This window comes from Solemya velum gill symbiont, assembly GCF_002020255.1.
In the GTDB taxonomy this organism is placed as follows: domain Bacteria; phylum Pseudomonadota; class Gammaproteobacteria; order Chromatiales; family Chromatiaceae.
Map to the genome: position 1 here is coordinate 91,906 of NZ_MPQG01000001.1, position 14,422 is coordinate 106,327.

General features: G+C 51.9%; 12 protein-coding genes and 1 other RNA gene. 2 read left to right on the forward strand and 11 right to left on the reverse strand.

What is annotated here, in order from left to right; genetic code table 11:
- Positions 1–2: 2 nt before the first annotated feature.
- The 10 genes from soxB to hrcA all read right to left on the reverse strand — a co-directional run bounded on the left by soxB (position 3) and on the right by hrcA (position 12,739).
- Positions 3–1,781, reverse strand: coding sequence for a thiosulfohydrolase SoxB (gene soxB, locus BOW06_RS00445; protein ID WP_043118375.1), 1,779 nt, complete (start codon positions 1,779–1,781; stop codon positions 3–5).
- A gap of 148 nt (positions 1,782–1,929) precedes the next feature.
- Positions 1,930–2,529 (reverse strand): protein-methionine-sulfoxide reductase heme-binding subunit MsrQ, encoded by a 600-nt coding sequence (gene msrQ, locus BOW06_RS00450; RefSeq protein ID WP_043118374.1) that lies wholly within the window; start codon positions 2,527–2,529, stop codon positions 1,930–1,932.
- Positions 2,530–2,533: 4 nt separating this feature from the next.
- Positions 2,534–3,496: a protein-methionine-sulfoxide reductase catalytic subunit MsrP gene (gene msrP, locus BOW06_RS00455; protein ID WP_043118372.1), complete on the reverse strand. Its 963-nt coding sequence runs from the start codon at positions 3,494–3,496 to the stop codon at positions 2,534–2,536.
- Between the two features lie 58 nt (positions 3,497–3,554).
- Positions 3,555–5,612 carry an ATP-binding protein gene (locus BOW06_RS00460; RefSeq protein WP_078454347.1) on the reverse strand — a complete coding sequence of 686 codons (2,058 nt, stop codon included), beginning with the start codon at positions 5,610–5,612 and terminating at the stop codon, positions 3,555–3,557.
- Positions 5,613–5,615: 3 nt separating this feature from the next.
- Positions 5,616–6,377 (reverse strand): molybdate ABC transporter substrate-binding protein, encoded by a 762-nt coding sequence (gene modA / locus BOW06_RS00465; RefSeq protein WP_179115100.1) that lies wholly within the window; start codon positions 6,375–6,377, stop codon positions 5,616–5,618.
- A 252-nt stretch (positions 6,378–6,629) separates the two neighbouring features.
- Positions 6,630–7,430 (reverse strand): 4-hydroxy-tetrahydrodipicolinate reductase, encoded by an 801-nt coding sequence (dapB, locus tag BOW06_RS00470; protein ID WP_043118369.1) that lies wholly within the window; start codon positions 7,428–7,430, stop codon positions 6,630–6,632.
- A gap of 209 nt (positions 7,431–7,639) precedes the next feature.
- The gene (dnaJ, locus tag BOW06_RS00475) at positions 7,640–8,773 is read right to left on the reverse strand and encodes a molecular chaperone DnaJ (RefSeq protein WP_078452939.1); all 1,134 of its coding nucleotides are present in this window, start codon (positions 8,771–8,773) and stop codon (positions 7,640–7,642) included.
- Positions 8,774–8,934: 161 nt separating this feature from the next.
- Positions 8,935–10,869, reverse strand: a complete 1,935-nt coding sequence (dnaK, locus tag BOW06_RS00480; protein ID WP_043118366.1) for a molecular chaperone DnaK — start codon at positions 10,867–10,869, stop codon at positions 8,935–8,937.
- A gap of 120 nt (positions 10,870–10,989) precedes the next feature.
- Complete coding sequence (gene grpE / locus BOW06_RS00485; RefSeq protein ID WP_043118364.1) at positions 10,990–11,577, reverse strand: nucleotide exchange factor GrpE; 588 nt, start codon at positions 11,575–11,577, stop codon at positions 10,990–10,992.
- Positions 11,578–11,665: 88 nt separating this feature from the next.
- Positions 11,666–12,739, reverse strand: coding sequence for a heat-inducible transcriptional repressor HrcA (gene hrcA, locus BOW06_RS00490; protein ID WP_078459460.1), 1,074 nt, complete (start codon positions 12,737–12,739; stop codon positions 11,666–11,668).
- Positions 12,740–12,880: 141 nt separating this feature from the next.
- On the opposite strand from hrcA, the gene smpB reads away from it, so the two are divergent.
- On the forward strand, positions 12,881–13,363 hold the full coding sequence (gene smpB / locus BOW06_RS00495; RefSeq protein WP_043118362.1) for an SsrA-binding protein SmpB: 483 nt from the start codon (positions 12,881–12,883) through the stop codon (positions 13,361–13,363).
- Between the two features lie 62 nt (positions 13,364–13,425).
- On the opposite strand, the gene BOW06_RS00500 is transcribed toward smpB, so the two are convergent.
- On the reverse strand, positions 13,426–13,923 hold the full coding sequence (locus tag BOW06_RS00500) for a GlcG/HbpS family heme-binding protein (RefSeq protein ID WP_043118360.1): 498 nt from the start codon (positions 13,921–13,923) through the stop codon (positions 13,426–13,428).
- Between the two features lie 132 nt (positions 13,924–14,055).
- Here BOW06_RS00500 and ssrA point away from each other — a divergent pair.
- Positions 14,056–14,419: a transfer-messenger RNA gene (gene ssrA, locus BOW06_RS00505) on the forward strand.
- Positions 14,420–14,422 lie beyond the last annotated feature (3 nt).

The window sequence follows — 14,422 nt, forward strand, 5'->3', positions numbered from 1 at the left end:
AATCAGCCGTGGACGTACTCCTCGATCCCGGGGTTGCCCTTGACGTTGACCAGTTTCGGCGTATTGAGCTTGTCGATCTTGACGGTTTTCTGATCTCTCAGGTACTCGGCCACAACTTCCCAGATCGGTTCGCCGGGCGATTGTGATCCAACCGTTGCCCAGCCGGCAACCATGTACTTCTTGGCCGCTTCGATCTTGGTTCCGTCATTCAGTGTCATATCCTGGATACGCTCACCCATTCCGGCGGTCGGATCACAGACGTAATCCATACCACCCAGACGCACCATGTCACCACCCTGCTGGTAGTAGGCGTCCTCGTTGAAAAGATTGTCACACACATCCTCGAGGATCAGCTTGATCTCTTCACCGCTCATTTCACGACGGTAGGTTTCAGGATAGGTGATACAGGTCTGATCCATGACATTGTCCATGGTGATCTTCTGACCCGGCAGTACCGTGGTACCCCAGCGGAAACCCGGTGACAGTGAAATCTGCGCATCCTTAACCGTGGTCAATGCGTCACAAATAACCTGGTCGAAGGTACCGTTGAAGTTGCCGCGACGATAGAGTGTCTCTTCTGCTGTTGCGAGTTCCTCTTCGAGTTCCTTCTTGTATGGCGCACGGACATCGTCGATGTACGTTTGCATCTCTGCGTTTGCTTCAAGCAGGTTGGAGAAGACCGGCAACAGGCGGTAGCGGAAATCCTGTACCTTGCCATTTCTGACATCGAAATCCATCACACCGAGGAACTTGCCGTTTGAACCAGCATTTGTAACCAGGGTTTTACCGGCTGCATTTTTGACCGGAATCGCAGCAGGCACGCCATCATGGGTGTGGCCACCGAAGATTGCATCGATACCTGTGACACGCGACGCCATCTTGAGGTCAACATCCATGCCGTTATGTGAGATCACGACAACCACGTCGGGGTTCTCGTTTTCACGTACGCTGTCGACAACCCCCTGCATGTGCTCATCCTGGATACCGAAAGTCCAGTCCGGGATAAAGCGCGATGGATTCGCGATTGGCGTATAGGGGAAAGCCTGGCCGATGACGGCAACACGGGCACCGCCGACATTTTTGATGGTGTATGGCTTAAAGGCCGTGCCTTCATCTTCATCAAAACCCTCAAAATCGGCAAATTTGTAATCAAACAGTGCGTCATCTGTGACCGCAACGTTCTGCGCAACAAAGTCACCTTTGAAATCATTGACGTTGGAGATAACCTCTTCATCGAGATAGGTAAACTCCCAGTGACCCGTCATGACATCGACGCCAAGCAGGTTACAGGCGCCGACCATATCCTTACCGCGTGTGTAATAAGCAGTTCCTGAACCCTGCCAGGTATCACCACCATCGAGCAGCAGGCTGTTGCCCGGGCCGCGAGAGTCGCGGATGTTGTTGACCAACGTTTTGAGATGCGCAAAACCACCGACCATGCCGTAATTGTGTGCTGCCTCGTCATAACCGAGATAGGTGAAGGCGTGTGCTTCAATACTGCCGGGCTCAAGGTTGAAATGCTTGAGAAGTGAGTTTCCTACCAGGTGTGGTGCCTTGCCATGAGCAGGGCCGAGGCCAAGATTGACATTCGGCTCACGGAAATAGATAGGATTGAGCTGTGCATGACAGTCAGTCATATGCATCAGGGTTACGTTGCCGAACTTCGGCACTTCGTACAGATCGGAAGGTTGACGGGCAGCAGCAAAAACAGAGCTTGGCATCATGCCAGCAGCTCCGGCGAGCCCCATCAGACGGATAAATTCTCGGCGTGAAATTGACATTGGGTTTTCTCCTCCAACCAGTCTTTTGTCGCAGCCAGTCGCTGCATTTTTATTTGGATTCCAACTGTCAGCAATATACTTGAAAAGCACGATAACTCAAGCCGTTCTATCACGGGCAGCTTCATAACCTGATCATTATGCCAGCAGCTCAGCGCCTTAAAAACCCTGGAATTTGTTCTCTTTTCAAACGCAGCAGCATCAAAACAACGAAAACAGCGATATAGATATAGGGTTCCAGCGTATCGGCACGTGTCAACCATAGAAAATGGAGGCAACCCAACGCAGCAGCTATGTAGGCGCCCTTATGCAGGCTTTTCCAGCGCTTGCCGAGACGCCGCTGCATCCCGCGCGTTGAAGTGACTGCCAACGGCAACAGAATCATCAGCGCTGTAAAGCCGACGGTGATATAGGAGCGCTTGATGATATCCTCAACAATCTCATCCCACAGAAATACCTGGTCAATCCATACGTAGATTGTCAGGTGAACAACTGCATAGAAAAAGCTGAACAGCCCCAGCATGCGCCTGTGACGCAGCAAGCTGTAACCGGTAGTACGACGCAAGGGTGTCACGGCGAGCGTAACCAGCAACATACGCAGCGTCCAGTCACCGCTTCGATGTGTCAGTGCCTCAACCGGGTTTGCACCAAGATTGCCATTGAATGCATCCCATAACAGGTAGAGGAAGGGCAGCAGACAGAGCAGGAACAGCAGCAGCTTGATGCCTGCCGCACGCCATCGATTACTCACGGGATCAGAAATTCTTCCTCAGGTCCATGCCGGTATAGAGTGAGGCGACTTCATCCGCATACCCATTGAACATCTCTGTTTTAACCTTGCTGGAGAAAATACCACCACCAATGACACGGTGATACTTCTGGCTCCAGCGCGGATGTTCGACGCGCGGATTCACATTGGAATAGAAGCCATACTCACGTGGGTTATTCATATTCCAGGTTGCCTGGGGCTGCTCTTCGCTAAAACGTATGCGCACGATCCCCTTGATACTCTTGAAGCCGTATTTCCACGGCACCACAAGACGCAACGGGGCACCATTCTGGTTTGGCAAAAGTTCACCATAAAGCCCGGTTGCCAGAATTGTCAGCGGATGCATTGCCTCGTCGATACGCAAGCCTTCACGATAGGGCCAGTCAAGTACAGCGCGTTTTTGACCAGGCATTCGTTCAGCGTCATGCAGGGTCTCAAATGACACGTATTTCGCCTTGGCTGTGGGTTTGAAGCGTTTCAGCAAGGTTGAAAGGGGGAAGCCAACCCAGGGAACCACCATCGACCAGGCCTCAACACAGCGTAGTCGGTAGATACGCTCCTCCTGCGTGATGCCGGTGAGAATATCCTCGATATCAATCTCACCGGGCTCTTCACACTCTCCGTCAACAACAACGTGCCAGGGACGGGACTCAAAAGCCTTCGAGTTTTCGACCGGATCACTCTTGCCGGTACCGAATTCATAGTAGTTGTTGTAACTGGTGACCAGGTCGTAAGGAGTGAGGTCCTCGTCAACACTGAAGCCTGCATCGGCAAGATTGGCGATTGCGGGATTCTTGCCGGGCGCTTTTACCAGTGCCTCTGCAATACCTGACAATCCAAGACCGGCAAAGGCATATAAACCCTTCTTGAGGAAATCCCTGCGGCGCAGGTAATCACTCTGGGTGGTGATTTCTGAAAATTTGATGTGATCCGGTTTTTTTATCAGCATGTTCAATCCTGTGTGCTGTGGCCAATATCAGTATGACACTGGAAATCGGTTTTTTCTTTCAGGATTTCTTATTTATCCACCTGGCCATGGTACTGAATAAGGCGTCATGATTGATCGGCTTGGTGATAAAACCATTCATTCCGCTGGCCAGTGCTCTCTCCCTGTCCCCTTTCATGGCATTCGCTGTCAATGCAATGATAGGCAAATCTCTGAATCGTTCCTGCTCTCGAATTCTTCGAGTTGCATCGTAACCATCCATCACCGGCATCTGGCAATCCATTAATATGCCATCAAAGGATTCTTTTCTCAGCATATCCAGCGCTTCCTGGCCATTATCCGCCACCTCGACATCAATACCGTTCATGGTGAGAATCATTGTTGCCAGCTCCTGGTTAACCTCGTTGTCTTCAACCAGCAGCAGCCGCACTCCCTTCAACTGCTCTTTCCATTCGGCAATATTTCCACCTTCATCATCACCCGGCTGGACGACTGCCACTGTTTGCTGCAGCTTGCCGAGGCGTACAGTAAAGTGAAAATCACTCCCTTTCCCAAGCTCACTATCGACCTGTAATTCACCACCCATCGCCTTGACAATCTGGCTGCAAATAACCAGGCCCAGTCCTGTACCACCATATTTTCGCGTCGTCGAACTATCTGCCTGGGTAAAGGGCTGAAACAGTTTCTCCTGTTGCTCCGTCGAAATGCCAATTCCATTATCCTTGATCGAACAGCGTATGACGCAATCCCTGTCACTCTCCGCCTGCAACGACACATCCACCTCTATCTTGCCTCCCTCACTGGTAAATTTGACCGCATTGTTAATGAGGTTCAGTAGCACCTGGCCAAGACGCATCGGGTCACCGATCAATGCATCCGGAACCTCAGCGGAAATTTTCGTTGAATAGGAAACACCTCGCTCTTCGGCGCTGCTGTGAATCATGTGGCAGGTATTGTCGAAAACCCTTTTGAGGCTGAAGTCGGTGCTTTCCATCTCAAGCTTGCCGGCTTCTATCTTTGAAAAATCGAGTATGTCATTGAGAATATGCAGTAGGGCCTCTGCCGACATATGGGCCTTGCTGATGAAATTTCTTTGCGTCTCATCAAGATCAGTATTCAAGGCCAGGTTTGTCATGCCGATGACAGCATTCATCGGGGTGCGGATTTCGTGACTCATGTTCGCGAGGAATTCCGACTTGCTGTTATTTGCCTGTACAGCAAGCTGACGCTGATGCTCAACTTCTTTAGTACGCTCAACAACCAGCTTTTCGAGGTTTTTGCGGTGTTCACTCAGCTCGTTAGTCAGATCCTGATTTTCATCCAGCTCATTTTCCAGGTCCAGGTTCAGATTCATCAGATTATTACGCATGGTCAGCAAATTGCTGGTCATGTCATTGAATGCTTCTGATAACTGACCGATCTCATCTTTTGAAGTGACCGGAATTTCAATATCCAACTGACCTGACCCAATCTTTCTTGCCGCCTCTGTCATTGATGCCAGCGGCCTGGCAAACATGGTTGCAATGAAGGCGCTGAAAAAGATTGCAAGCAACATGATGATGAGGGCGGAAATTAGCAGGACGTTGCGTGAATCCCGGTTGATATCATCAATCTGATTGATTTTTACGTAGCCTTCCCTTACATCTTCATGAAGATGAGGAATAATATCCTGCCGGTACCTGTCAAGCAGGCTGTCAATTCTGTTCCGCGCAACTTCAATCTCACCGGCAGACTTCCCTCGCTGTAGCAGCAAAATATATCCGGCCGTTGCACGGCTGAACTCCCTGACAAAAGTTTCTACGAAAGCTATAAACGACTCTCCGTCATGGTAGAGGGTATGCCCGGTTTGATGGGAACCTAATGAGGCGAGTGAGCGCTCTATATCCTCCCTGATCGAAATTTCCCGATCAGACTCGTAGCGCTCAAGAAGAAAAAGCACTTGGTAGAGGTCGGCCTCCATGCGCGATAATGCAATGACTCCCGGCAGTTTCTTGCCACCAACATCACTGATCAAGCTAGCGACTTTCTGCTGTACAGTAAGGCTGATTCCGAGGCTCACCCCCAGTGTAAGCAGGGAGACAAGCAGAAAACCTGCAAGCAGTTTGAGCCTGATCGACATCGGTTAGATTCCAAACCCATACATCTTGAAAATCGCCTGCCCCTGTTCCGAAACAACAAACTTCGCAAATGCTTTGGCCTCTTCTGGTCGCGAGCTGTCAGACAACTCCGCTATCCAGATCTCCTTGGGTTTATTTACCGTTTCGGGAATAGTAATTTCAACCAATCCAGCTGCTGCCTCCCAGGTCAGCATGTCAGTCCATACCAATGCAGCATCGACCTCCCTATCGACCACAAGGCTTAATATTTCATTCACGGTAGAACCGACAATCGCAATATTCTTCCTGAAACTCTTCTCTTCAGAGCCCCCATTCATGATCGCTTCCGCAACATTGCCGATTGCAGCCATCTCCTTGTTGGCGATAGCGATTTGAACACCATCCTCAATCAGGTCAGCATAATTCTTCAGGCCCTTTTTATTATCTTTCCTGACAGCAAAGGTGGGTACATGTTTGGCAACATAGTATGAGTTTGCGATCAGGGTACCAGCTTTTTTGATATACGACCTGGAGCCGGGAAGGAAAATATCTCCCACCCCGGTTTCCTCGATCGTTCCCAGCAGGGTATTGGAACCGGCATAAATGATTGACACCTTGACACCATGCAGCTTCTCATAAAGCCGAACAATCTCATCCATGGCTTTTTTCATGCCTTTTCCTGAATAGACAATCAGTGGATCTTTAGTTTGTACACATCCGCTTAAAACGAAGGAGATTGCCAGCAACAAGGAGAGGAGGAGCTTGAGTTGTGGAAACGGCTTGATCATACATACCTCTGAGAACACAATTTTATTATTGTTTGTACTCGGTACCATGGATTAGATACTAGCATGCACTCGAATAGTGCAACAATGAACTTATTCTTAATGAACAAGGTTGGTGAAATGGAGTTGTGAGGCGTATGACACGGAGATATCAGGGGGATAGCAGTTCAGTGCTGAAGTATGAAGGAATGCCGGCTCAAGGCCGGCATGACAATAGATCTGAACAGGAAGAAAAGTGACGCAGCGAGAAAGCCTCTACAGGCCTAGTACATCCTGCATATCATAGAGACCGGCTGGCTGTTGCATCAGCCAATCTGCAGCACGGACAGCACCACGGGCAAATGTCATACGACTGGATGCCTTGTGGACAATTTCAACACGCTCACCCTCAGTTGCAAACCAGACGCTGTGTTCGCCAACCACATCACCGGCACGAATCGTTTCAAAACCGATGGTTTTAGGATCGCGTTCACCTGTGATGCCTTCGCGCCCGTAAACTGCAACCTCCTTGAGGTCGCGTCCGAGTGCCTTGGCCACCACCTCTCCCATACCCAGTGCGGTACCGGATGGCGCATCAACCTTGTGCTTGTGATGTGCCTCGACGATTTCTATATCGGCATCATCACCCATGACGCGCGCAGCCATATCGAGCAGCTTGAAACAGAGATTAACGCCAACACTCATGTTTGGCGCAAAGACAATACCACCGGCTGAAGCGACCTCGGCAATACGTGCCTTGCCATCATCATCAAACCCGGTCGTACCGATCACCATGCGCTTGTTGTTGGCCTCGCAGACATCGAGATGAGCCAGCGTTGCATCGGGGCGGGTGAAATCAATAACAACATCAAAGTCATCAACCACGCTGGCAAGGTCGTCGACCAGGGTAACGCCCAGTTTGCCCACACCGGCAAGTTCACCGGCATCTGTACCAACCAGTGAACTGCCTGCACGTTCGGTTGCGGCCCCCAGTGTCAAACCGGGATGATTGACGACTGCCTCGATGAGGGTTTTGCCCATTCTTCCTGCGGCACCCACGACTGCGATTCTTGTCATTGTTTTATACCTGTCTGTTCGCCCCGAGGACGGGGCTCCTACAATTTAGTTTTGCCCTGCAAGAGCGGTGTCCCGCGACAGCCACGGATGGCGAGAGTGCCGGTTTTGCAGGAGCAAATAACCGGCCCGCGATCATCGCCACGAGTTCGGAGCTCCCACGTTCATTCTAAGCGAGTTTTTACTCTGACCCCAATTAGCTGTGACCCCAATTAGCTGCTTCCCATCTCGGAGAAGAATTTCTTCACCCCGTCCAGCCACGAATGCGATTGCGGACTGTGCTTTGAGCCACTATCCGACATGCTTTCGTCTAGCTCATTAAGCAACTCTTTCTGACGAGATGTCAGGTTAACCGGGGTTTCTACTATCACACGGCAAATGAGATCACCCTGCGCACCACCACGAACCGGCTTGACGCCCTTGCCGCGAACACGGAACATTTTTCCAGTCTGGGTTCCGGCAGGAATTTTCAGTTTTACCTTACCACCAAGAGTCGGCACTTCCATCTCACCGCCAAGTGCAGCACGTGTAAAACTGATCGGCATCTCGCAGTAGAGGTGCGCACCCTCGCGCTCGAAGATCAGATGCTCCTTGACCTGCACCTCGACGTAGAGATCACCCGGAGGAGCACCGTGCTCCCCGGCTTCGCCCTCACCAGAGAGACGAATGCGGTCACCATTATCAACACCTGCTGGCACCTTGACCGAGAGTGTCTTCTGTTCCTGAACACGGCCCTGGCCGCGGCAATCACCACATGGATCATCGATAACTGTTCCGCGTCCCTGGCATGCGGGACAGGTCTGTTGCACAGAGAAAAAACCCTGCTGCATACGCACCTGTCCCTGTCCATGACAGGTACCACAAGTCTTGGGGCTTGAGCCTTTCTTGGCGCCACTGCCGTTACAGGTATCACAGGCCACCCAGGTCGGCACACGAATTTTTACCTCGGTACCGTTGACTGCATCCTCAAGTGAGATCTGCAGTCCATAACGCAGGTCAGCACCGCGACTGGCACGCTGGCCGCCACCACGGCCGCCACCGAAGATATCGCCGAACACGTCACCAAAGATGTCGCTGAAATTGCCACCTTCGAAACCACCCCCGCCGCCACCCATGGACTGGTCGACACCGGCATGTCCAAACTGGTCATAGGCAGCTCGTTTCTGCTGGTCGGAGAGTATCTCGTAGGCCTCCTTGGCCTCCTTGAACCGGGTCTCTGCCTGTGCATCATCTCCGGCACGATCGGGATGATATTTCATCGCAAGACGACGATATGCCTTCTTGATATCGGCATCGCTTGCATTGCGTTCAACACCCAGTACTTCGTAATAATCGCTCTTCGACATGCTTGGTCTCGGTTGTTATTCCGTTGTCATGCAAATCCGCAACTCAACGGTTTCGCACTATCTTTTATACGGCCAAAGGGGCGTGTGAATCCACCCGCCCCCGGCCTCTGCTGTTTCAGTCTGGCATGACGGGATAATTTCCCGTCATGCCTGCGCGCTAATTACGCTTTTTTGTCGTCATCATTGACCTCTTCGAACTCGGCATCGACAACATCGTCGTCTGCCGCCTGTTCGCCGCCGGCCTGCTCACCGGCATCGCCAGCTGCACCGGCAGCACCCTGCTCTGCGTAAAGCTTCTCGGCCATCTTCGCAGATGCATCGGTGAGTGCCTTGGTCTTGGTCTCGATGAGTTCCTTGTCATCCTTGTCCATGACACCTTCAAGATCACTGATGGCAGCCTCGATATTGCCCCGCTCTGCGGCATCGAGTTTGTCACCGAGCTCTTCCATGCTCTTCTTGGTTGCATGGATCATGGTGTCAGCCGTGTTACGTGCTGCAACCAGTTCATGGAACTTCTTGTCCTCTTCCGAATGCGCTTCGGCATCCTGTACCATGCGATCGATCTCTTCATCCGACAGACCACTTGATGCAGTAATACGGATTGACTGCTCCTTGCCGGATGCCTTGTCCTTTGCAGAAACGTGCAGGATACCGTTCGAGTCAATATCGAAGGTCACCTCGACCTGTGGTACACCGCGCGGTGCTGGCGGAATATCACCGAGATCAAATCGACCCAGCGACTTGTTCGCGCCTGCCTGCTCACGCTCACCCTGGAGGACGTGAACTGTTACTGCAGTCTGGTTGTCTTCCGCAGTTGAGAAGACCTGCTCCGCCTTGGTCGGAATAGTCGTGTTCTTGTCGATCAGCTTGGTCATGACACCACCGAGTGTCTCGATACCGAGCGACAGTGGAGTAACGTCGAGCAACAGGATGTCCTTAACATCACCGCCAAGTACACCACCCTGAACCGCGGCACCTACAGCAACTGCCTCGTCAGGATTGACGTCCTTGCGTGGCGCCTTACCGAAGAACTCTTCAACTGTTGACTGAACCAGCGGCATACGTGTCTGGCCACCAACGAGAATAACGTCGTCCAGATCGCTATTTGAAAGACCGGCATCGCTCATCGCAATTTTGCATGGCTCAAGCGTACGCTTGACCAGCGACTCAACCAGGGATTCGAGCTTGGCACGAGTCAGTTTCAGCGCCAGGTGCTTGGGACCTGAGGCATCTGCCGTAACGTATGGCAGGTTGATATCTGTCTGCTGGCTTGAAGAGAGCTCGATCTTGGCTTTCTCTGCTGCTTCCTTGAGACGCTGCAGTGCAAGCGGGTCGTTCCGCAGATCAACGCCCTGCTCCTTCTGGAATTCATTGACGATGTAATCAATGATCAGCATGTCGAAATCTTCACCACCGAGGAATGTGTCACCGTTGGTCGACAGCACTTCGAACTGGTGCTCGCCGTCGATCTCGGCAATCTCGATAATGGATACGTCAAAAGTACCGCCACCGAGGTCATAAACAACAATCTTGCGATCGCCGCCTTTCTTGTCCATACCGTAGGCAAGTGCAGCTGCGGTCGGCTCGTTGATAATGCGCTTGACATCAAGACCGGCAATTCTGCCTGCGTCCTTGGTTGCCTGGCGCTGCGAGTCATTAAAGTAGGCAGGTACAGTGATAACTGCCTCGGTAACAGCTTCACCAAGATAATCTTCAGCGGTCTTCTTCATCTTCTGAAGAATCTTTGCCGAGATTTCAGGTGGCGCCATTTTCTCGCCATTGATCTCAACCCAGGCATCACCGTTGTCAGCCTTGACGATCTTGTAAGGCACGATGTCCTGGTCACGCTTGACCACGTCGTCTTCAAAACGACGGCCAATCAGGCGCTTGATTGCGAACAGTGTGTTCTGAGGATTGGTGACAGCCTGGCGCTTGGCCGACTGGCCTACCAGTACTTCGTTATCCTTGGTGTAGGCGATAATCGAGGGGGTTGTGCGATCACCCTCGGAATTTTCAATCACTTTCGGCTCACCATCTTCCATGACTGCAACGCAGGAGTTGGTGGTGCCGAGGTCGATACCGATAATCTTACCCATAATTCAATACTCTCCAGAAAACTTGTTCAATATCTAAAATTCTTTATCTAACACCCAAAATTGGGTCTTCAGGCCCATTTTCAAGCTAAAAACGGTGTTTTTTTCAAATTTTTCGGGTTTTTACTCGCCCTGCGAAACCACGACCATCGCGGGACGTACAAGACGACCGTTCAGAAGGTAGCCCTTCTGGAAAACATCGATGACGGTATTGGGTTCAATATCAGCGCTCGGCACCATGGTCATGGCTTGGTGCTGCTCGGGATCAAATGGCTGCTCACGCGGGTCGATCTGTTCAACACCAAACTTGTTCATGGCATCCGACAGCAGCTTGAGCGTCAGCTCGCTGCCCTCGCGCAGCTTATCGACATCAGCACCCTCGTCCATTGATGCCTTGACGCCCAGTTCGAGGCTGTCCCATACCTGCAGGAGCTCATTGACAAAACCTTCAAGAGCGAATTTACGTGCCTTTTCGAGCTCTTGTGCCTGGCGACGCTTCTGGTTCTCCATGTCGGCGACAGTTCTGAGAAGCTGTTCGTGTGCCTCGTCTGCCTTGGCAGTAGCTGCCTCGAGTTCCTCTTTGATGGAATCGATATCGTGCAGTGTCTCGGCAACTGATTCCTCGACTGTCTCTCCGGTCACTTCCCCGGATGGCTGCAACTCATGCGCTGCTTCTGTTTCATTCAGCGTGGGTTCCGCCTTGTCTGACATTTCATACTCTCCAAAAAATCTGTAAAAACTGCTTCATGGCCCGTTTTCGCGGACCAGTTAAATCCTGTGCGTGTGGAATTGGGGCCGATTACTCCGATTTCAAGGCGACTGACAGCAGTTTTGCGGTCACGTCTACAATCGGGATCACCTTGTCGTACGCCATGCGCGTGGGGCCGATGACCCCCAGTACACCAGCGACGGCGCCATCTACCTCATATGCTGAAGTCACCAGGCTACAGGTTTCAAGCGGGTCGTAGTGCGACTCTTCGCCGATAAAAATCTGAACGCCGTCTGCCTCCATACAACGGTCCAGCAAGTGCAGTATCTGGCGCTTCTCTGCGAAAGAGTCGAACAGCAACTTGAGGCGTTCAACGTCCGTGAGGTCGTTGTAGCCCATCAGGTTGGTTTGCCCCGAGACAACATAGTCGCCCTCTTTCTGTTCACCGCCCAATACCTCGCCTGCAAGCGACAGTGCCTTTTTCATGACGGCATCCATCTCGCTGCGTGTATTCTCCAGCTCGTTGATGAGCTGGTCCCGCATCACCTCGAGCTCTTCACCTGCGTAGTGGCGGTTGAGAAAATTTGCCGACTCGACCAATTCACTCTGACTGAATTTCTGGCTGGTCTCGATCACCCGGTTGTGCACTTCGCCGTCACTGCTGATGAGTATCACCAACACCCGGTTTGCTGACAGTGGCAGAAACTCGATTTGCCTGAAAAACAGGCTCTCGCGCTTCGGGATCATGACTAGCCCGGCCATGTGGGTCAGCTCGGAGAGTGCATTGGATGCAGTCTCGGCAATCTGCTTCTGCCCCATCTGCCCCATCTGCCCCATCTGCCCCATCTGCCCCTTCAGCTGCTCCTGCACCTGGGTCAGCAGGGTTTGTCCCGGCTGTTTCAGGGTGACTAGAAAGTCGAGGAAGAAGCGGTAACCTGAGACCGTGGGAATACGCCCTGACGACGTGTGCGGCGAGGTGATCAGGCCCATCTCTTCCAGATCTGACATCACGTTGCGGATCGTTGCCGGACTCAGGTTCATACCGCTGTCACGTGCCAGTGTGCGCGAGCCGACAGGCGTTCCATCCTGGATATAACGTTCGATCAACACTTTAAGAAAGTGCTGCGCGCGTTCATTGATTACAGATTCAGATGCTGAAGCCACACATTATCCCGGAATTATCCACTTCTCGATCGACTTGGCACTCTCAAAGCCCAAGTGCCAAAGGCGAATTATGCGCAGTTGACCCTGCCGATGCAAGGTTTCCATTTCGCAAGCGCGCGCAAGACTGTAGAATCACCCCCCATGAGCGGCAAGAGCAAGAAAAAGAAAGGTACGGACAGCAACACCATTGTGCTGAACCGCAAGGCGAGGCACGAGTTCACCATCGAGGAGAAATTCGAGGCGGGAATGCTGCTCGAGGGCTGGGAAGTCAAGGCGTTACGCGCCGGGCGCGTCAATATTGCCGAGAGCTATGTGACCGTCAAGAACGGCGAGGCATTCATATTCAACTGCACCATCAACCCGCTGCAGACTGCTTCAACCCATATCGATCCCGAACCCAAGCGAATCCGCAAACTGTTGCTCAACCGAAACGAACTGGACAAGCTGACAGGCCTGATCGAACGAAAGGGCTACACCCTCGTGGCGACTGCCATGTACTGGAAAAAAGGGCGTGCCAAGCTGGAAATTGGCGTTGCCAAGGGTAAAAAGCTGCACGACAAACGCGCTGATGAGAAAGATCGTGACTGGAAGCGAGACCAGGCACGGATAATGAAAAACCGTTAACTCCAGTCGTTGGTCGTTAGTCAGTCACTAGCCTGACAACAACCAACGACCAAATGCCCTGTTTACATCATCTCAAGGTCATCTTTGACTGCATCCAGACCCGCCTGCGCACAAGCTTCATCGGTTTCACCGGAAGGTGCACCACTGACACCCACGGCACCATAGACACTTCCACCAGCCTCTATCAGCACTGCCCCGGCTGACATCACCACACCAGGAACACGTCCGATTGGACCATCTGCACGCTCTGCCAAACCTGACGAGTTCACCATGAAATTGGCTGCAGCATAGGCTTTACCCTTGCTGATACCCAGGGTAATTACCGGTGCAACCGTATCACGTGCCTGAAACTGCACAACTCCGTTTCGATCAACAACGGTAACGCCAGCCTGAATACCCTGCTCCCTGCATGCCTCGATCGTGGCCATACCGACTCTTGCTGCAGTATCCAGTGTCAGGCGCTTGACGCTAACGACAAGATCATCATCCTGCGCCATCGCAGGCATTGATACCGCCAATGCAATAGCCGCTGCCGAAACTGTTTTTGCCAGTTTTTTCATCTCAAACCTCCACTCTTTGTTGTATTTGTCATTTCTGACCTTATTTATGTTGCATAGCAAAGTGTAATCTTACTAGTAATAAGTTCAAGTGACTTGGAACTTTTAAGCATAAGAACTACACTAACAGCTACTGGGGGCGACCTGGCTTCGACGTGGGTTGCAAAACTTCAGATGCATGTCGTGGGGCGAATACCACGTAAATACAGTCGCATAAATATAGTTGCAAACGACAACAACTACGCTCTCGCCGCTTAATACCCGGTAGGGAGCCGTCTGACTGGAGCCGTGTCTGTGCGTCCAGGTTTCAGGCGTCATATCTCACAGAATCGTGTTGAAGCTTGCCCGGGGCCGATACATTAAACCTTAACCGGAATCGTCGTATGTACAGGCCCTGATTGCCGGGTAGTCTGCGATTAAATTTAATAGGTAATCTAAACATGTAGATTCTGTAGCGGAGGACTTGCGGACGCGGGTTCGATTCCCGCCGCCTCCACCAACC